This window comes from Parapedobacter koreensis, from assembly GCF_900109365.1.
Lineage (GTDB): Bacteria > Bacteroidota > Bacteroidia > Sphingobacteriales > Sphingobacteriaceae > Parapedobacter > Parapedobacter koreensis.
This window is the reverse complement of sequence record NZ_FNZR01000002.1, coordinates 522,356-542,276: the sequence shown is the minus strand read 5'-3', so window position 1 is coordinate 542,276 and position 19,921 is coordinate 522,356. Positions and strand designations below refer to the sequence as shown.

Annotated in this window: 17 protein-coding genes and 1 other RNA gene; 8 read left to right on the top strand and 10 right to left on the bottom strand. The window is 48.2% G+C overall.

Annotated features, from left to right (window positions below; genetic code table 11):
* Positions 1-103: 103 nt before the first annotated feature.
* The 3 genes from accD to dprA all read right to left on the bottom strand — a co-directional run bounded on the left by accD (position 104) and on the right by dprA (position 2,349).
* Positions 104-946 (bottom strand): acetyl-CoA carboxylase, carboxyltransferase subunit beta, encoded by an 843-nt coding sequence (accD, locus tag BMW65_RS06595; RefSeq protein ID WP_090603800.1) that lies wholly within the window; start codon positions 944-946, stop codon positions 104-106.
* Positions 947-1,078: 132 nt separating this feature from the next.
* An RNA gene (gene ffs, locus BMW65_RS06590) (signal recognition particle sRNA small type) lies at positions 1,079-1,176 on the bottom strand.
* 78 nt (positions 1,177-1,254) lie between these two features.
* A complete protein-coding gene (gene dprA / locus BMW65_RS06585; RefSeq protein ID WP_090603798.1) occupies positions 1,255-2,349 on the bottom strand; it encodes a DNA-processing protein DprA in 1,095 nt (364 codons plus the stop codon).
* 100 nt (positions 2,350-2,449) lie between these two features.
* Between dprA and BMW65_RS06580 the strand changes: the two genes are divergently transcribed.
* Complete coding sequence (locus BMW65_RS06580) at positions 2,450-2,971, top strand: DinB family protein (protein WP_090603796.1); 522 nt, start codon at positions 2,450-2,452, stop codon at positions 2,969-2,971.
* A gap of 22 nt (positions 2,972-2,993) precedes the next feature.
* Here the strand turns inward: BMW65_RS06580 and rsmG are convergent, their stop codons facing one another.
* Positions 2,994-3,638 carry a 16S rRNA (guanine(527)-N(7))-methyltransferase RsmG gene (gene rsmG / locus BMW65_RS06575; RefSeq protein ID WP_090603794.1) on the bottom strand — a complete coding sequence of 215 codons (645 nt, stop codon included), beginning with the start codon at positions 3,636-3,638 and terminating at the stop codon, positions 2,994-2,996.
* Complete coding sequence (locus tag BMW65_RS06570) at positions 3,629-4,771, bottom strand: glycosyltransferase (protein ID WP_090603792.1); 1,143 nt, start codon at positions 4,769-4,771, stop codon at positions 3,629-3,631. The genes rsmG and BMW65_RS06570 overlap by 10 nt, the downstream gene beginning before the upstream one ends.
* Before the next feature lie 157 nt (positions 4,772-4,928).
* On the opposite strand from BMW65_RS06570, the gene tgt reads away from it, so the two are divergent.
* From tgt to BMW65_RS06555, 3 genes are read left to right on the top strand one after another with little or no spacing between them, the layout of a single operon-like run.
* Positions 4,929-6,059, top strand: a complete 1,131-nt coding sequence (tgt, locus tag BMW65_RS06565) for a tRNA guanosine(34) transglycosylase Tgt (protein ID WP_090603790.1) — start codon at positions 4,929-4,931, stop codon at positions 6,057-6,059.
* 3 nt (positions 6,060-6,062) lie between these two features.
* Entirely contained in the window at positions 6,063-7,163 is a 1,101-nt protein-coding gene (locus BMW65_RS06560) for an LptF/LptG family permease (protein WP_090603788.1), read from the top strand.
* Positions 7,164-7,181: 18 nt separating this feature from the next.
* Complete coding sequence (locus tag BMW65_RS06555; protein WP_090603786.1) at positions 7,182-8,093, top strand: DMT family transporter; 912 nt, start codon at positions 7,182-7,184, stop codon at positions 8,091-8,093.
* Here the strand turns inward: BMW65_RS06555 and BMW65_RS06550 are convergent.
* Together BMW65_RS06550 and gltB are read right to left on the bottom strand one after the other, a co-directional pair.
* Positions 8,090-9,556, bottom strand: coding sequence for a glutamate synthase subunit beta (locus BMW65_RS06550; RefSeq protein ID WP_090603784.1), 1,467 nt, complete (start codon positions 9,554-9,556; stop codon positions 8,090-8,092). The genes BMW65_RS06555 and BMW65_RS06550 overlap by 4 nt on opposite strands.
* Positions 9,557-9,639: 83 nt before the next feature.
* The gene (gene gltB, locus BMW65_RS06545; RefSeq protein ID WP_090603782.1) at positions 9,640-14,154 is read right to left on the bottom strand and encodes a glutamate synthase large subunit; all 4,515 of its coding nucleotides are present in this window, start codon (positions 14,152-14,154) and stop codon (positions 9,640-9,642) included.
* Positions 14,155-14,414: 260 nt separating this feature from the next.
* On the opposite strand from gltB, the gene BMW65_RS06540 reads away from it, so the two are divergent.
* From BMW65_RS06540 to BMW65_RS06525, 4 genes are read left to right on the top strand one after another with little or no spacing between them, the layout of a single operon-like run.
* Positions 14,415-15,512 carry a mandelate racemase/muconate lactonizing enzyme family protein gene (locus tag BMW65_RS06540; RefSeq protein ID WP_090603780.1) on the top strand — a complete coding sequence of 366 codons (1,098 nt, stop codon included), beginning with the start codon at positions 14,415-14,417 and terminating at the stop codon, positions 15,510-15,512.
* Positions 15,513-15,557: 45 nt separating this feature from the next.
* On the top strand, positions 15,558-16,538 hold the full coding sequence (locus BMW65_RS06535; RefSeq protein ID WP_090603778.1) for a deoxyhypusine synthase family protein: 981 nt from the start codon (positions 15,558-15,560) through the stop codon (positions 16,536-16,538).
* A gap of 16 nt (positions 16,539-16,554) precedes the next feature.
* Entirely contained in the window at positions 16,555-17,085 is a 531-nt protein-coding gene (locus BMW65_RS06530; RefSeq protein ID WP_090603776.1) for a hypothetical protein, read from the top strand.
* Positions 17,082-17,657, top strand: coding sequence for a non-canonical purine NTP diphosphatase (locus BMW65_RS06525; RefSeq protein WP_090603775.1), 576 nt, complete (start codon positions 17,082-17,084; stop codon positions 17,655-17,657). The genes BMW65_RS06530 and BMW65_RS06525 overlap by 4 nt, the downstream gene beginning before the upstream one ends.
* Positions 17,658-17,659: 2 nt before the next feature.
* Here the strand turns inward: BMW65_RS06525 and BMW65_RS06520 are convergent, their stop codons facing one another.
* From BMW65_RS06520 to BMW65_RS06510, 3 genes are read right to left on the bottom strand one after another with little or no spacing between them, the layout of a single operon-like run.
* Positions 17,660-18,283: an alpha-ketoglutarate-dependent dioxygenase AlkB family protein gene (locus BMW65_RS06520; protein ID WP_317040427.1), complete on the bottom strand. Its 624-nt coding sequence runs from the start codon at positions 18,281-18,283 to the stop codon at positions 17,660-17,662.
* 4 nt (positions 18,284-18,287) lie between these two features.
* Positions 18,288-19,001: a 2OG-Fe(II) oxygenase gene (locus BMW65_RS06515; RefSeq protein ID WP_090603773.1), complete on the bottom strand. Its 714-nt coding sequence runs from the start codon at positions 18,999-19,001 to the stop codon at positions 18,288-18,290.
* Between the two features lie 9 nt (positions 19,002-19,010).
* A complete protein-coding gene (locus BMW65_RS06510; protein WP_090603771.1) occupies positions 19,011-19,877 on the bottom strand; it encodes a methylated-DNA--[protein]-cysteine S-methyltransferase in 867 nt (288 codons plus the stop codon).
* Positions 19,878-19,921: the final 44 nt, after the last annotated feature.

The following is a 19,921-nucleotide window of genomic DNA, read 5'->3' as shown; positions in this document are numbered from 1 at the left end:
CAAATATGTGAAAAAATGTTAGAATTCAAAACAAAATTAATTGTTTTGTGTTTATACGCGCATGACCGCCATGTTGTAGGGCAATAACGGTATATATCCTTTCCTATTTTACCATCCTCAGGAATAAGGCTACTTTTTGCTTGAGCTCGCGGCGATCGACGATGAAGTCCAAAAAGCCATGTTCAAGCAAAAATTCGGATGTCTGGAAACCTTTCGGTAAATCCTTTTTGATGGTTTCCTTGATTACCCTGGGGCCGGCAAAACCGATGAGTGCACCGGGTTCGGCGATGTTGATGTCACCGAGCATGGCGTAAGATGCTGTGACACCGCCTGTGGTAGGGTCGGTCAATAGACAAATATACGGTATTTTGGCTTCGTTCAAGAGGGCCAATTTAGCCGAAGTCTTGGCCATTTGCATCAGGGAAAAAGCCGCTTCCATCATACGCGCTCCGCCGGATTTAGCTATGAGCATAAACGGAATCTGATGTTTTAAGCAATAATCAATGGATCGGGCGATTTTCTCGCCGACCACAGAACCCATCGATCCACCAATGAATGTGAAATCCATGCATGCCAATACCAAATCTTGTCCTTCGATTTTACCATGTGCACAACGGATGGCATCGTTCAGGCCTGTTTTGGCATAGCTTTCCTCCAGCCGCTCGGTATATTTTTTGGTGTCTTCGAAGTGAAGCGGATCACCCGAACGTAAATCCGCAAACAGCTCGGTAAATTGGTTGTCATCGAAAAGAATAGAAAAGTAGGCAGCAGAACCAATGCGTAAATGATAACCGCAGTAATGGCATACATACTTGTTTTCAATTTGTTCGATATTCAATAGAGGCTTTTTGCAAGATGGGCACTTGTTCCATAGGCCATCGGGTGCTTCCTTTTTGTGCTCGGTTGCCGTACTTATTCCGGCCTTTTCACGTCTAAACCAACTCATGCAAATCGTCGTTATGGGATGCAAACTTAGATAAAGTTGCGTGGATATGCAAATACTCTTGTGTTGGAATAGTAAGGTGCGGTTAGCTGGATGAAGACGGGGATACGGTGAATAAGGTGGGTATAAATAAAAAATGGGCAAGCTCCTTTTATCGCACCGCTCAACCCAATACCCTTGCTGTGTTCCCACCCTGGGGGGTTCTCGGGGAGCTGGTCGTAAAAGACTTACCCACCGCAAAAGTAGCAAAAAATGGAAGAATACACAATAAAAATTGCTTTTGTTATTCAACCGATTGGTTTGCAGGTGGATTATGTAATTCGATACACTTTGCCTGGAAGTGCTGCAACAACACCTTTTATCTCCATTTCAAGCAATGTGATAGCCAATTTACTTTGGGGCCATTGGAGCCGTAATGACAAATCATCAATAGCGATTTGGCCCATGGAACGGATGATGTCATACACATGTTGTTCTTGCACATCGAGGGTCACCGGTAACCCCAGTTGCCTGGAACTGCCTGACGTGGTATCGGGAAGCCAATTCATGAGGTATTCCAAATCCTTCGCTCCAGTGATGAGGTGTGCCCGGTTAGTTTTAATGAGGTAATTGCATCCGGCCGAAAACTCCTGGTTCAGGTTGCCCGGAAAGGCGCAGACATCGCGGTTATACGTATTAGCAATTTCGGCGGTGATGAGCGCGCCTCCTTTGGTCGCGGCCTCTACCACGATAGTTACATCGGCTAGACCGGCAATGATGCGATTGCGCATCGGGAAATTCTGCCGATCGGGATTAGTACCTGACGGGAATTCAGTAAGCAAGCCCCCGTAATCCAGCATTTGGGCTGCCATCTCGCGATTGGTAGCTGGATAAATGCGGTCGAGACCATGCCCCAGTACGCCAATGGTGGGTAAGCCGAATGTTAGTGCATTACGGTGGGCATAGCTGTCTATGCCATAGGCCAATCCGCTGATGATGGTCGCATGATAGGATGAAAGTGCCTGGATAAATTCGGAGCAAACGGACTTTCCATAAGAAGTGGCGTTGCGTGTCCCCACGATGCTAATCATGCGTGGGGCATTCAGATCGGCATGCCCTTTATAATAGAGTAATAGGGGAGCATCGGAACATTCGGCAAGGCGTTTAGGGTAATCTTTGCTACCCCAAAAGCGGACTTGAATATGATGCTTTTCTATAAAGCGGAGTTCATTTTCCGCGTTCTGGAGCGCGTTCCCATTCAAAATGGTTTCCGCCAAGCGGGTACCGATACCGGGAACGGCCACAAGTGCTTTCTTAGTTGCTGAAAATACAGCTTCTGCGTCTCCGAAATGGGAAACAAGGTGGCGTCCGAGTACCGAACCAACACCACTCACTTTAGTCAATGCGATTTGATGAAGCAGGCTCATAGGATTCAGCGAATATACGGAAAAGCAGCCAAAAAAGGCGTCGATTTCCGCAAAAAATAGTGTTATATTCGGCTACTTTATAACGGATAAAAAACTCAACATGGAGACTGGACAACAACCCGAAGTATGGATGCGGGGCCCGATACCAGGAGTACCACCATTATTGCAACCTGTCGCACATGCCTTATTGCAGGCTAAAGAGGAAATGGGACGATATATGGCTGGATTTGACGACAGTCACCTATGGGTAATGCCTGCTGATGTAGCCTCTGTGGGATTTCATTTGCAGCACATTACAGGGGTGATCGATCGGATGTTTACGTACGCGGCCGATAAGCCGTTGAGCAAACTGCAATTTGAATACCTTCAATCAGAGGGGAAGGCCTTACCTGGAATTACCGCTGAAGATTTGGTGTCCGCATTTGGGAAACAAGTGGACATTGCTATCGCGCGGTTACAGAAAATGGGCGAGAAAGATTTAACGGACACCCGCCACTTAGGGCGAAAACGGATACCTACAACATTGATAGGGCTGCTGTTTCACGCAGCGGAACATACCCAACGGCATGTTGGGCAATTGCTGGTTACCGTGAAGTTATTGCCTTTGCTGCAAAACCGTTAGCTAATCAAAAAGACATGATGCGTCACACGGGGATATATACCAGGTGTTTCGTTTCAAAGAACGCTTCCTCAAAATAAGCTGAAAGCGGATGTACTTCTGCCTTAAGGCGGGCTTCCCTGATTTCTTCGGTGAGGTTTCCGCCCTTCAAATAAAGGATGCCATTCGGGATTGCATTCTTGTCTTTTTTCAACAATTTATTGCTTACCCAAGGATAAAAATCGACTAGCCGCGTTACTGCGCGGGATACGATGAAATCATATTTTTCATCCAACTGTTCGGCACGGATATGATCCGCTTCTACATTTTTCAACCCAATGGCAGCGGCTACCTCCCGTACCACCTTGATTTTTTTGCCGATGGAATCCACTAACTGGAAGTGGACTTCCGGGAATAAAATAGCTAAAGGAATACCAGGGAAACCACCGCCCGTACCGACGTCTAATATCCGCGTATGGGGTACAAAGTTGATAAACTTGGCAATACCAAGGGAATGTAACACGTGGTGGAGGTATAGACTGTCAATATCCTTGCGTGAAACCACATTAATCTGGGCATTCCAAAACGGGTACAGCTCGCCCAATTGCTGAAATTGCCGGCGTTGCGCGTCCGATAGTTTCGGAAAATAACGATAAATAATATCGGCAGTTGGATTGAGCGTTACTTCCATTTCACTTCTTTCCTAAATAATGCAAAGAACCCGTTGACGCATATGTAGCTATAAAATATGATATCCAGCAATGGCAACGCCCAGATGAGGCCCTTGGTCTGGAGTTTTTTCATGATGGTGTAGTACACAAGTAGCTGGACAAACATCCTGCAAAGGTAAATTCCGAGTATGATGTACCAATATTGCGGAAATACCGCTACAGTGACGATGGCGGACAGGTAGAAAAGAAATGCGCTGATCAGCTGCGCAGCCAACATCCGCCGATGCTTCGCCTTATAGGCCTTGGAAGCGCCAACATGCCGGGTTTTCTGCCGATAATACGCTGAAAGCGTGGTTTTAGGTTCGCTCCAGATATGGGACTCGGGGTGGATACAGATGGCTGTATTTTGCGGTGTCGCATTTTGGTTTACGAAGAGGTCATCATCGCCAGATAAAATATGCATGTGTGAGGCGAAACCTTTGCCCCTGAAAAATAAACTTTTCGTATAGCCCAAGTTACGTCCTACGCCCATATAAGCACTCCCCTTAAGCGCATAAGCAAGATAATTCATCGCGGTGTGGAACGTTTCAAAGCGTATCAACGCATTCAGTACGCCTGTTTTTTTTAGATAAGGCGAATAGCCAAGTACAATTTCTTTTCCACCGTCGAAGGAACAAGCCATGTGCCGAAGCCATTGATCCGACTGGGGTACACAGTCTGCATCTGTAAAGATCAAATGCTCGTACTGGGCTGCTTTAATGCCCAATGACAATGCGAATTTTTTGCCATGTTTGAGACGTACGTGCTCAGCGATTTCCACCATTTTCAGGTGCTTATATTGGGCGCACAAATCTTTTAATAACCATTTTGTGTCGTCTTCGGAGTAATCATTGACCAAAATGACTTCAAATGTTGGATAGGCTTGGTCAAGAATGGCGGGCAGATTGCGCCGTAGATTCTCTTCCTCATTGCGCGCGCTGATAATGACCGATAAAGGTGGAAGGGTTATGTCAGGCAGCGCAGAAGGGATTTTATAGTAAGCTAGCTTGCTATAGACGAACAGCAGGTAGTACAATTGAAAGACGAAGAACAGGACGCATATTCCTGATAAAACGAGAAAATCAATTTCGGCTATTTGGCCCCACACGTCCATAGTTGTTGCTAAAGTTAAGTTGCCAAAGATAACAGGTTAAATTGAAAAATCATGCATACGGGCATCTATTAGCCCGATGAGGCAGGCGTTATGTAGCGGTTTTTTTGAAATTGCATATGCAGGGCATTTTGTCTAAGTTTGCGCAACGTAAAATAGCATGAAATTTACCCTCCAGGCAAAAGACACACAATCCAAGGCACGGGCCGGTATACTTGAGACGGCTCACGGCCCTATCGAAACTCCTATTTTTATGCCTGTGGGTACAGCCGGTACGGTTAAAGCCGTTCACCAACACGAGTTGGTAGCCGATATCAAGGCCCAAATCATTCTGGGCAACACCTACCACCTTTACTTGAGGCCGGGATTGGATATCTTGCAGGGTGCCGGTGGGCTCCATCGCTTCAACGGATGGGAAAAACCCATCTTGACAGACAGCGGTGGTTATCAGGTCTATTCGCTTACCGAAGTGCGCAAGATTAAAGAAGAAGGGGTGACATTCCGTTCGCATATCGATGGTTCCAAACACCTCTTTACGCCAGAAAATGTGATGGATACCCAGCGTATCATTGGAGCTGACATTGTCATGGCATTTGATGAATGCACGCCTTACCCCTGTGATTACCAGTATGCCAAGCGGTCGTTGGACATGACACACCGCTGGCTTGGGCGCTGCTGCGATCGGTTTGATACGACCGAACCACTGTATGGCTACGAACAAGCACTGTTTCCCATTGTGCAAGGTTCTGTATACCGCGACCTCCGTGAGCAATCTGCTGAGACAATTGCTGCTTTCGAGCGGGAAGGCAATGCAATAGGGGGGCTTTCCGTCGGGGAGCCAGCTGAGGAAATGTATGCGATGACCGAAGTGGTGTGCGATATACTGCCAGTCGAGAAACCACGTTATTTAATGGGTGTAGGTACACCGGTTAATATTCTGGAAAATATTGCGCTGGGTATTGATATGTTTGACTGTGTAATGCCTACCCGGAATGCACGCAATGGCATGTTATTTACACGGCGTGGCATTATTAATATTAAAAACAAGAAATGGGAACGGGATTTCTCACCAATCGACGCGGAGAGCGATTTACTTGCAGATCGGGTATATAGCAAGGCTTATTTGAGGCATCTTATCCGTTCGCAGGAGATTCTAGGTGCACAAATTGCTTCGTTGCACAACCTGCATTTTTACCTCTGGCTAGTCGGTGAAGCCCGGGCGCATATCGTGGCAGGTGATTTCCGCGTGTGGAAAAACAGTATGGTAAAACAATTGGACGAAAGGTTATAGCGAATGGTGAAGTGGTTGCGGACGTCATTTAATATCGTTGATAGGTATATTATTAGGAAGTACCTGACCACGTTCGTGTTTACCATGGGCATCTTCACGGTGGTCGCTGTGGTGTTTGACATCTCCGAGCGCCTGGATGATTTCATGAAACATAAGGCACCGCTTTCTAAGATTGTATTTGAGTATTATGCGGGTTTTGTGCCGTTTTATTTAAACATGCTTTCGCCGCTAATCAACTTTATCGCGGTTATCTTTTTCACGGCAAAAATGGCCGACCAGACGGAGATTGTTCCGATTTTAAGTGGCGGCTTGAGCTTCAATCGGTTTATCAGGCCCTACATGATAGCGGCTACCATCATTTTTGGACTCAATTTCGTATTCAGTGTGTATATCATCCCGCGTACAAATAAATTGAAAGTGGGATTCGAACGGATATATGTAAAACCCGTAGAGAACAATACCAAAAGTTCTACTCATATGCAGATTGATGACAACAGTTATGTCTATATCGATAATTTTGACAACAACAGAAAAGTAGGGTATAACTTCGTGTTGGAGAAGTTTAATGCCGGTGAGCTGACCGAAAAGCTGATGGCCGACCGCATTACGTGGGACTCCATCAAGAACAATTGGCGTATCGAGAATTATACCGTCCGTATTATAGATTCGTTGGATGAAGAGATGATTAAAGGTACGCGCATGGATACGTTGCTTGACATGACGCCGCGTGATTTTGAAGTATATGACAATATTTTCACGGCGATGAACATGACGGAGCTGAACGACCGCATCGAAAAAGAAAAAATAAGGGGCACGGGCATGATGACAGATTTGCTGTTGGAAAAATATAAGCGCTTCGTCACGCCCCTGGCTGCTTACGTGCTCACGTTGATGGGGGTTGCATTATCGTCCAAGAAAGTACGTGGCGGGATAGGGCTGAGTTTGGGGATCGGCATAGGACTGAGCTTTACCTATATTGTCTTCATACAGTTTTCGACCATGTTTTCATTAAAGGGGGGATTACCGCCCATCATTGCGGTTTTCATTCCCAATCTGATTTTCGGAACCCTTGCTTTTTATTTGTTGCATAAAGCGCCAAAATAATTACTTGTAATAATTGCCATGGGAAGTCTAACCATCAGCCGCAACCTGTTTATCCTACATCTCACGGTCGTCGTTTGGGGCTTTACCGGCATATTGGGCAACCTGATTTCGATTTCGGCTATCCATCTCGTGTGGTATCGGGTACTGATTGCGTTCGTGTCATTGGCCTGCTACTTTTGGTTTAAACGACAATCCTTCGCCGTAGGACAGAAAGAACTGATGCAATTTTTCTTTACCGGCGGATTGGTGGGATTGCACTGGGTGCTCTTTTTCGAGTCTATTAAAGTATCTACGGTATCAGTCACGTTGGTGTGTCTGTCATCGATCACGTTGTTTACTGCCGTCATCGAGCCATTATTTTATAGGCGGCGCACATCAAAAATGGAAGTGCTGGTAGGATTACTCATTATTGTTGGCATCTACCTCATTTTTAAATTTGAAGGCCAGTACGTCAAGGGCATAGTTTTGGGCTTATCAGCGGCAATGGCCGCTGCTTTATTTGGTACCATCAATTCCAAACTGATTAAGAAGAACGAGGCTACGGTCATTAGCTTTTACGAAATGCTTGGCGCTTGGCTGTGGGTTTCCTTGTTTATGTTATTGTCCGGAGGCTTTCATGGGGGATTGAAGACTACAGGCTCCGATGTGCTCTACCTGCTATTGTTAGGCATCGTGTGTACATCGGGAGCCTATGTTGCTGCGGTGTCGGTGATGAAAGAAATCAGCGCATTCCGTGTGGCGCTTGCCAGCAACCTGGAACCAATTTACGGTATCTTGCTTGCTTGGCTGTTTTTCGGTCAAAGCGAAAAAATGAGCGCCGGTTTTTATGCCGGCGCAATTATCATTTTAGGGACGGTTTTCGTTTACCCTGTAGTCAGGTACCAATTGGCAAAAAGGAAAAGCCAACGGGAAATAAGCCCAAAGGCTTAGGCATAATCAAATACCGCGTCTTTGCTTTCCAATTCGGAGTATCCCATGAGGTATTCATCCACCTTGCGTGCGCACTCACGGCCTTCGGAGATGGCCCACACGACAAGCGATTGGCCGCGCCTCATGTCGCCAGCCACAAAAACCTTGTCCGCAGACGTTTGGTATGCGCCTTCGAGGGCGCGCACATTGCCTCGTTCATCCAATTCGACACCCAATTGTTGGAGTAACCCATCGTGTTGGGGATGGAGGAAGCCCATGGCCAATAAAGCCAACTCGCACGGGATTTCCCGCTCCGACCCGGATACTTCGGCAAACTTCACTGGACGACCGAGGTGGTCGCGTTCCCACTCCAGATCGACCACACGGGCACTTTTGAGGTTTCCATTGTCGTCACCGATAAACGCCTTGGTACTGATACTCCAAAAGCGATTGCAGCCTTCTTCATGCGACGTCGTGGTTTTAAGTAGCATGGGATAGGTGGGCCAGGGCATAGCCTCCGTACGGTTTTTGGACGGTTGGGGCATTAATTCAAATTGGGTGACCGATTTTGCCCCGTGCCGATTGGATGTGCCCACACAGTCTGATCCCGTATCACCACCACCAATGACCAGCACATGTTTGTCCGTGGCCCAAACGTTTTCTTCCGTAAAAGGTGAATTACCCACCCGCTTGTTTTGTTGTTTCAGGAATTCCATGGCAAAGTATACGCCCTTTAATTCTCGCCCCGGGATGTTGAGGTTGCGGGGAATGGTAGAACCTCCTGCCAGTACAACCGCATCATATGCCTGAAGTTCGCTAGTGGGTACATTTTTGCCTACCTCAGCATTGCAGCGAAAGATGACACCTTCTTCTTCCATGACTTTTATCCGGCGGTCGATTACCCATTTTTCAAGCTTAAAATCCGGTATTCCATAGCGAAGCAATCCGCCTGGTTTGTCGTCACGTTCATACACGGTCACCTCATGGCCCACTTTGATCAATTGCGCAGCGACGGCGAGGCCTGCGGGTCCGCTTCCAACTACAGCTACACGCTTTCCGGTTTTCAGGTGCGTAGGGCGTGCCTTGACAAACTCACGTTTGAAAGCAATTTCGATGATATGCTTTTCAATCTCTTCAATGGCCACTGGCGAGCGGTTGATACCCAGCACACAGGCTGACTCACAGGGCGCCGGGCATATCCTTCCCGTAAATTCAGGGAAGTTATTGGTGGATACCAATATCCGGTAAGCTTCTTCCCATTTGCCATCATAGACGGCGTCGTTAAACTCGGGGATCACGTTGCCCAGTGGGCAGCCCGAATGGCAAAACGGTATACCGCAGTTCATGCACCGTGCTGCTTGGTCGTTCAATTCGTCGTCGCTATAGGCATGGACGAATTCGTTATATGTTTTTTTCCGGCTTGCAACGGCCTCCTTCTTTGGAAGGAGCCGTTCGAATTCCTTAAATCCGGTTGGTTTTCCCATGTTATTTTAAGACATTAGATATTAGACATTAGACAAAAGACTTGCCTATCCTTGTTCCTTGTTCATGAAGGCCTTTATCTTCATTACGCTTCTACTAACTTTGCCCGCAGTACATTCTTGTATTCCCGTGGGAATACCTTGATGAAACAAGCCCGTTCGTTCTTCCAGTTTTGGAGGACAAGGGTGGCTCGCTTGCTTCCAGTAAGGTGGATATGCCGTTTGAGCAGGGCGATGATTGCTGTCTCATCCTCGGTATCGAGTGGGTCGAGATCGACCATTTCGGTATTGCAATTGTCGCGGAAAGTACCTTCGAGATCATACACCCAAGCAATGCCCCCACTCATGCCAGCGGCAAAGTTGCGCCCTGTGGCACCGAGGATGAGGGCCCTGCCCCCGGTCATGTACTCACATCCATGGTCGCCCACACCTTCTACCACGGCTGTAGCTCCCGAGTTGCGTACAGCAAAACGCTCACCGGCCTGGCCACAAACAAAGAGGTGGCCGGAGGTTGCCCCGTAGAGGGCCACGTTGCCGATGATGATGTTTTCATGTGCAACACGCGGATTGGCAAGCGGCGGATAAATGGCCAACTGTGCGCCGGAAAGTCCCTTGCCCACATAGTCGTTGGCTTCACCTTCCAACTCAAACGACAACCCTTTAGCCGCGAAGGCACCAAAGCTCTGGCCGGCAGAGCCGGTAAACTTATAGTTGATCGTGTTGTCAGGAAGGCCTTCGCCGCCATATATTTTTGATACTTCATTAGACAGCATCGTGCCGATTGTCCGGTCGGTGTTTTTTACATGGAATGTGCCGAAAACCGGTGTTTTGTTTTCCAATGCTTTACGGGCTTGGGTTACCAACCCCCAATCCAGTATCATATCCAAACCGTGGTCCTGCTGCTCCGTCTGGTATAAAGTGTCACCCATTCGACTATGAGCCACGTGCAAGATGCCCGATAGGTCAAGTTTGTTGATCTTCCAGTGATCCACGTTTTCCCGCTTTTTGAGAAACTGCGCCCGGCCTACCATTTCATTGATGGTGCGGAAGCCCAGTTCAGCCATGATTTCGCGCAATTCCTCTGCAAGGAATTTAAACAGGTTGACGATGTCCTCCGGTTTGCCTGTAAATAATTTGCGCAGTTCGGGATCCTGTGTAGCCACGCCGACAGGGCAGGTGTTTAAGTGGCATTTGCGCATCATGATGCAGCCGCCTGCTACCAACGCGGAAGTGGCGACGCCCCATTCCTCGGCACCCAATAACGTAGCGATGGCAATGTCTCTGCCGGTTTTTAGTTGCCCATCCGTTTGCAGGACCACGCGGCTGCGCAGGCCATTCCTGACCAGCGTCTGGTGTGACTCGGCCAATCCCAATTCCCAGGGTAGTCCGGCGTGTTTGATCGAACTGATGGGAGAAGCGCCCGTTCCGCCGTCATAACCCGCGATAAGAATCACGTCGGCATGTGCCTTTGCGACACCGGCAGCGATGGTGCCTACGCCAGCCTTCGAGACCAGTTTCACATTTATTCTCGCTTCGCGGTTGGCATTTTTCAGGTCAAAAATAAGCTGGGCCAAATCCTCGATCGAATAGATGTCGTGGTGGGGTGGGGGGGAGATGAGTCCTACTCCCGGCGTGGAGTGCCTTACGCGAGCTATCCAGTCATCCACCTTATGGCCGGGCAGTTGCCCCCCTTCACCAGGTTTTGCGCCCTGCGCCATTTTGATTTGCAATTCATCAGCTTGCGTGAGGTAGTTGGAAGTGACGCCAAATCGGCCTGAAGCCACCTGCTTGATGGCAGACCGCATGGAATCACCGTTAGGCAGTGGCTTAAAACGTATTTCGTCCTCACCGCCCTCGCCGGTATTGCTTTTGCCGCCGATGCGGTTCATGGCAATAGCCAACGTGCTATGGGCCTCATGCGATATGGAACCAAAGGACATGGCACCGGTCGCAAAACGTTTCATGATATTTTCCGCAGATTCCACCTCATTGACGGAGATAGGCGTACGGTGTCTTGCAAAATCCAGCAAACCGCGCAGGGTATACATGCGCTCTTGTTGGTTATTGATGAGTGCCGCATACTTCTTGTAGGTTTCATAGTCGCCCGTGCGGCACGCCTGTTGCAGCAAGTGCACGGTTTGTGGGTTGAATAGGTGCGCTTCGCCCCGCCTTTTCCATTGGTATATGCCTCCTTCAGGCAGTAGTTCCTTGGCGTTTCGTGAGCTGGTAAACCCACGGTTGTGTTTGCTTAGCACCTCGCGGGCGATATCATCCAGATCCAAGCCACCAATGCGGGACACGGCCCCACAGAAATAATTGTCCACCACGTCTTTGTTGAGGCCGAGTACCTCGAAAATCTGTGCGCCATGGTAGGATTGGAGGGTAGAGATGCCCATCTTGGAGAAAATTTTCAGCAATCCGCCACATACCGCTTTGACATAATTTTTCGCCAATTGAGGCCAGCTGAGTTCGGTATCCAACATCTTCTGCTCTTTAAGCGTACGGATGGTTGCAAGGGCCATATAGGGATTGATAGCCGTAGCGCCAAATGCCAGTAGACAAGCAAAGTGGTGCACTTCCCACACATCCCCCCCCTCTACTACCAAGCCTACAGCGCCGCGGTGGCCCGTCTTGATGAGGTGGTGATGCACAGCAGATACCGCTAAAAGCGAGGGAATGGCTGCGTGCTGTGAATCAATAGCGCGGTCAGAAAGGATAATCACCTCAAAGCCGTCTTTCACGGCGTCCTCTGCATAGCGGCAGAGCCGATTCAGCCCGTCTTCAAGCGCCCCGGGCTCTCCGGTAGCATTGAAATAACATTGCAAGGTTTTAGCCTGGAATATGCCGGTATCAATACTGCGCAATTTTTCGAGTTCTCTGCTGGTAAGTATGGGGTGATCCAGCGCCACGCAATGGCAATGCATCTTATCCTCGTCGAGAATATTTCCATTGTTGCCGATAAACGTGGCAAGACTCATGACCAACCGTTCGCGTATGGGATCGATGGGTGGGTTGGTTACCTGGGCAAAGAACTGCTTGAAATAGCTTGAAAGATGCTGGGGATGGTTAGAAAGCACTGCCAACGGCACATCAGTCCCCATGGAGCCTACAGGCTCCTTGCCATCCAATGCCATGGGCGTGAGAATGCCTTCCACGTCCTCCCGGGAGTAACCGAATATCTGCTGATACTTAAATACGGATTCCTTGGATAAGTAGGTAAATGTCACCCGCGGTTCGGCGAGTTCCTCCATACGGATTTTATATTGATTTAGCCAATCACCGTAGGGCTGTTTGCGGGCAAGCTCGTCCTTTACTTGTTCGTCGGATAGGATTTCTCCTTTTTCCATATCAATAAGCAGGATCTTGCCGGGCTGCTGGCGCCCTTTTTTGACAATGATACTTTCATCTACCGGCAATGCCCCTGCCTCTGATGCCACAATCACGCGATCGTCTGAGGTAATGGCAAAACGCAAGGGACGTAAGCCATTCCGATCCAGCATGGCACCGATGATCGTACCATCCGTAAAGCAAAGTGCAGCAGGCCCGTCCCAAGGTTCCATCAGCGTGGCATGGTATTCATAGAATGCCTTTTTGAGGGGATCCATTTGCGTATTCCCATCCCACGCTTCGGGAACCATCATCAGCATGGCGTGCGCGATGCCGCGTCCGCTGTGCAGGAGGAGTTCCGCTACGTTGTCCAAACAAGCTGAGTCCGACTGGTGGCCATCCACTACGGGTAGCAAAATCTGCATTTCGTCTTCCGTAAAATAAGGGGAAGACAAGGAGCGCAGGCCAGCATAAAACCAATTCAGGTTTCCGGTCAACGTATTAATTTCCCCATTGTGCGCCAGCATCCGGAAGGGCTGAGCCAATTGCCATGAAGGGAAGGTATTGGTAGAAAAGCGGGAATGTATCAATCCAAAGGCAGATACCACCCGCTCATCCGAGAGATCGGGAAAATAGGTGCCTACTTGATATGTGGTCAATTGGCCTTTATAGATGATCACCCTGCAGGATAGGGAAGCAATATATGGCTCTTCGGTAAGCGCTTCCGTTTCCCGTACCATTTTTGCGATAAGGCGGCGTAGTACAAAAAGTTTCCGCTCAAAATCCGTGGTATTGGTTACCCCCGCCGGGCGCGCAACAAAAAACTGGACGATTTCCGGTTCCACACTCAACGCTGTACTGCCAATGCCCTCCGCATTGACGGGCACGCGTCTGAATCCGAGAAATTTCATTCCCCTGTCTTCCGCTGCACGTTGGATGATCTCCCTGCATATGCGGTTTGCCTCCGCATCCTTGGGTAAGAAGGTCATGCCGGTACCGTAATAGCCTGGCTCGCTCAGTTGGATACCAAGCGATATGCATTCTTCCCAAAGAAATTCATGGGGTAACTGGATCATGATTCCTGCACCGTCGCCACTTTCAGGATCGCAACCGCATGCACCGCGATGTTCCATGTTTTCCAGCATGGTCAATGCGTCCCTTACTTGCTTGTGTGTTTTGTTGCCTTTGAGATTGGCAATAAATCCCACGCCGCATGCATCGTGCTCAAAATCAGATTGATAAAGCCCCTCCTGTTGTCTCAATTTATCAGTCATTCTATTTAGTTAGCGTATTCAATTTGCTAAATTAGTAATTATTTTGCGGATAATTAAATTATTTTCAAATTTTTATTTTGTTTATTAATAATTACCTATTATTTGTGTGTATTTTTAGTAAATTGCTAAAACTGTTATATTCTATTTATCAATTTTGCAATCAAATGGAGCTGGCTCGGTTGCGGCTATCCATTGTCCTGCTACGTTAAAAATGTTAACTTCGAATCCCAAGGCAATCCAACAATAAAATTAATAAAAAAATGAAGATAACCCATATCGAAATTTACCGTTTTAGTATTCCCATGGAGCCATTTGTGATTGCTACGGGAGCCGTGGATTATGCACAAAACACCCTTATCAGGGTGTATGTGGATAGCGGAGCCTTCGGTACCGGCGAATGCTCAGCCTTTCCGATGATTGTAGGCGAAACACAAGATACGTGTTTGGTGATCGCGCGCGAGTTTGCACGATTGTGGAAAGGCAAAGATCCGCTGGCCATTGGCGATAGGCTGGCTGAGCTTGACGCATTCATTGCCAGGAATACGACGATCAAAAGTGCCTTTGATATGGCATTGCATGATTTGGCAGCCAAGCATGCAGGCATGCCGTTATACCAGTTTTTGGGAGGCGGCATCCGTGATATCGTCACCGATATCACCGTAGGTATTGGCAGTGCCGAAGAAATGGCTGCAAAAGCACTGGCATTTAAAGAACGGGGTGCGGAAGTACTTAAAGTGAAACTTGGCAAGGCACCGGAAGCAGACCTTGTACGGCTGAAATCCATCCGCGATGCTGTCGGCTATGCAATTCCGATACGGATAGATGCCAACCAAGGCTGGACGTATGAAGAGGCCATAAGGGCCTTACAGGGCTTGCAAGAAATGGATGTCCAGTTTTGCGAGCAACCCATGCGCAGTTACCACGATCACCTGTTGCCGCAGTTGCGAAAAGAGACACGTATCCCTATCATGGCTGACGAAAGCTGTTATGATCATCGGGATGCGATTCGCCTGGCCTCGCAGCAGGCTTGCGATTACATCAATATCAAATTTTCCAAAGCCGGTGGCATTGCTGAAGCCATGCGCATGCAGCAAGCAGCAGGACAGTATGGGATCCCCTGTATGATTGGTGGTATGCTGGAAAGCCGCTTGGCGCTATCGGCCAAGGCACATTTCGCTTGTGCGGCATCTAATGTGCGGTTTTTCGACCTGGATACTTGCCTGCTCGGTCACTTGGAAGATCCGATCGTGGGCGGGGTGCAATTCAATGGCTATCACATCTCCCTGCCCGATTTACCGGGCATTGGTGCAGATGTCGATGATGCTTTCCTGAATGCGTGTGAGCGTTGGGATGTGTGACCTTAAAACCGTACCTTTGCCAACAAAACCAAGTGTAAAGAAGAGATGAGCAAAACAAGAGGCCCTATATCCCAGTTTATCGAGAAAAATTACCTGCATTTCAATGCTGCGGCATTGGTGGATGCAGCTAAAGGTTACGAGGCACATTTGGATGCCGGAGGAAAAATGATGATTACGTTGGCCGGAGCCATGAGTACCGCCGAATTGGGTATCTCACTTGCTGAAATGATCCGTCAGGACAAAGTGACCATCATCAGCTGCACAGGAGCTAACCTTGAAGAGGACATCATGAATCTGGTTGCTCATTCACATTATAAACGCGTACCGCACTACCGCGATCTGAGTCCGCAGGATGAATGGGAACTGCTTGAGAACCACTATAACCGGGTGACGGATACCTGTATCCCAGAGGAGGAAGCCTTCCGTCGTATCCAACAGCACATCTACAAAATATGGAAGGATACAGAACAAGCCGGAGAACGCTACTTCCCACATGAGTTTATGTATAAATTGTTGAATAGTGGTGTGTTGGAGCAGTATTACGAGATCGATCCAAAAAATTCGTGGATGCTGGCAGCGGCCGAGAAGAACCTTCCTATCGTGGTGCCCGGCTGGGAGGATAGCACGATGGGCAACATCTTTGCCTCCTACGTCATTAAGGGCGAGCTAAAAGCCTCCACGATGAAAAGCGGCATTGAATACATGGCCTACTTGGCCGATTGGTATGTCAAGAACTCCGAGGGCAAAGGCGTAGGGTTTTTCCAAATCGGCGGGGGAATCGCAGGTGATTTTCCTATCTGTGTAGTACCTATGCTTTATCAGGATATGGAAATGGAAAACATCCCTTTCTGGAGCTATTTCTGCCAGATTTCGGATTCCACGACGTCGTATGGCTCCTATTCCGGTGCCGTGCCCAATGAGAAGATTACATGGGGGAAGTTGGATATCCATACACCTAAGTATATTATTGAATCCGATGCGACCATTGTGGCACCGTTGGTATTCGCTTGGATATTGGGACAATAAGATTACGGTTTTTGCCATGTTTAAGCTCAATACTTCCGATCCCATAGCACTCCGTTATTTGATGAGCGAAACGGTCTTTGGCATTGCGGAGGGCGCGATGGACACATCAGGCACCGGGCAACCGGAGAAAGAAGCTGTTGGCAAGCAGGAGCAGGTACCGCAGTTTGTTTTTTATGGCAAGAACAAGCGCAATTACCTGTTTTTGACCCAAGAGAAACAACATGAGTGGATGTCTGCCGCTGCATTGGAGGCGTTTACAAAAACCATAGCGGCACTAAAGCTCACACCGGATGATGTGGCCGTGTTGAATGTGGGCGCACTGGTCGCAATCCCCGGGAAAGCGGATGTCCTTTCTTTCTTTAGGCCAAAAGTGATAGTAGGCCTCGGCGTTTCTGTGCAATCGATAGGGCTGGACATTTCGCCGTCTGCACCCATGGCAGAACATCATGGCATCACCATTTTTCACACATGCACATTCGATGAAATGCTTACCAGTCCAGAAAAAAAGCGCCTTTTCTGGACGACAATAAAGACGCTACTCACATGATTCAGTTGGTGTTTGCTACGAATAATGCCCATAAGCTGGAAGAGGTACAGGCTATTGTAGGTCAAGGCTTTCGTATCCTGACGCTTGCCGATATTGGCTGTACTGACGATATCCCCGAAACGGGTGATACGTTCGAAGCGAATGCTTCACAAAAAAGCACCTACCTGTATACCAAATACGGCTACGATTGCTTTGCCGATGACTCCGGCCTCGAAGTAGAGGCGCTGGGCAATGAGCCGGGTGTGTATTCCGCGCGTTATGCAGGTACGCGGGACATGGAGAAGAATATCGACCTGCTGCTGCAGCGGCTGGGCGACCACCAAAACCGCAAGGCCCGTTTCCGAACGGTCATTTCCTTGCAAATTGCCGGGAATGAATACTTTTTTGAAGGTGCCGTGGAAGGTAAAATTGGCCATAGTCGACAGGGGATTGGCGGTTTCGGATATGATCCCTTATTTATCCCTAATGGTTATGACAGGACATTCGCCCAGATGACGGCCGATGAAAAAAATGCCATCAGCCACCGCTCCGTTGCCGTGGCCAAGCTGGCGGAATTCCTGAAGGCCAACTAACCTTAATTGGTTATCGTCCTGAAGGTCAGGTTCACCCGTGGAAGCTTCACGCGGGTGGTCGGCGGCAACCGGTGCAGCCAATGGGTTTGCGTGGTGCCTTTCATCACCAATAAGCTGCCGTGGGGGAGCAAGAACGAAACTGTTTCTTTGGTTTGTTTATGGCGGAAGGAAAACTTCCGTTCCGCTCCGAGGCTTAGCGAAGCAATCGCTCCGTTTTTCTTTAAATCTTTTTCACCATCGCTGTGCCAGGCCATGCCCTCATTGCCGGTAGGATAAAGATTCAGCAAGCAGGAATTGAAGTGTTCCCCTGTTTTCTCTTCCACCAATTTCTTCAATTCCACCAATTCCGGCGTCCATGGAAGTGCTCGCTTAGTGATGTTGGAATACGTATATGCATAAGGGATATTGGCAAACCAGGCAATTTTTCTTTTGGTTAGGTAGTGTTTACCGAAAATGACAGCTTCATCCGGTTTCCACGGAATCGTAGTCAGCAAGGACGTTAAATAGTGGTCAGCTACGGCGGGTAGTAGCAAGCTACCGTAGTAATTGACGATGCCATCCTTCGGCAATAGATTTTTCGTCTCGTCTATTTCAATATTGAATAAATCCATTTTTTTAAATTCCATTCATTCAACTTAGCGCGTCATGAAAGATAATGCCCAACGTATACCGTTCTCCTTCATGGACTTCGCTCACACCATGTTTCACATTTACGCGGTAGTACCTGTTTTTTCCCTTCGCAGGCCTGAAATTGGTGGTGAAAACCAACATATCGCCCTTATTCGGTAGCAGGACCCTCGCTTTTGATTGCGCGCGGGGCACTTGTTCGATCAATACAAATTCACCGCCTGTATAATCGCTGTTTGGCTCGCTCAGAAATAGAACTACCTGGATGGGGAAGTATACTGATCCGTATAAATCTTGGTGCAGGGCATTGAATCCTCCCTTGCCGTATTTCAGAATCAGCACTGTGGCTTTTCGTTGGCCATTGGCTTGGCATTGCGCTAATAATTCCTCGTGTGTGGCCGGAAAGGCGACTCCGCTATTTAATGCTTGCATCCATTGGTTGGCAATAGCTGCCAGGTGTGGATATGTTGTTTCCCGTAATGTTTGGATGACAGGTGGCAATGGATAGTCAAAATACTTGTATTCGCCCAGGCCATACTGGTGTCGTTCCATGACGACCGTTTTTCGATACCCGTCGTCATTGATGTAGTTTTTTTTCAGCGCCTCGCATTGGGAATCGTCTAAGATGCCGGGAATCAGTGCAAATCCCTTTTGGTGCATGGTTTCGGCTGCCTGCAGCCAGTCAATGGTTGATAATTTTGATAATAAAGTATCCATGTGATAGGTTTAATTTGGTGAATATATTCGTTGACCTGGCAAATCAACTTGCGCATTTTCCCAGCCGACGATGGCCGTCTTCCGGGTATTTCCCCACATATAGCCGCCCAGTGCTCCCGTAGATTGAATAACCCGATGACAGGGAATCAGGTATGCCACCGGATTGCTTCCGATAGCTGTGCCTACAGCTCTGGAGGCAGTAGGGTGTCCTATTTTTTCGGCAATAGCTCCATAAGTGGTGAGGCTACCCATCGGAATTTTCAATAGCGTTTCCCATATTTTTAGTTGAAAATCAGAGCCTTTCAAATGCAATTTGATTTCGCGGAGATCAGTCCAGTCGTTTTGGAAAATAGCCAAAGCGTGTTGATGGGCTGGATCCCGCGCATGCCTAAGCGTGGCATTGGTGAATTTCTTTTTTAAGTTTTCTAAAGCTATGCGTTCGTCATCGTGAAAGGCCATGTGGCAAATCCCTTTGTCAGTTGAAGCCACCATCAAATCACCAAAGGGGCTTTTGGCAAAGCTGTAGTGGATGGTCAAGCGTTGCCCGCCATTTTTGTATTCGGCGGGGGTCATGCCTTCTATCGTGATAAACAAATCGTGCAAACGGCTTGTTCCGGAAAGGCCCGTTTCCAGCGCGGTTTCAAACAACGTTGCTTTCTCTTTAAGTAAGCGTTTCGCATATTCAATGCTGGTGTATTGCAGGAACTTTTTTGGACTTATGCCCGCCCATTCAAAAAACAACCGTTGGAAATGATAGGGGCTTACATGCACCTGCTCGGCGATTTCCCCAAGCGTGGGTTGCGCTTTGAAATGTTGCTTGATATAATCGATCGCTGCCGCGATGCGATGGTAATTAATCGTTGCCTGGTCATTCATATCCTATTGATTTTATGTAACAAAAATCATAAATATGATTGCGC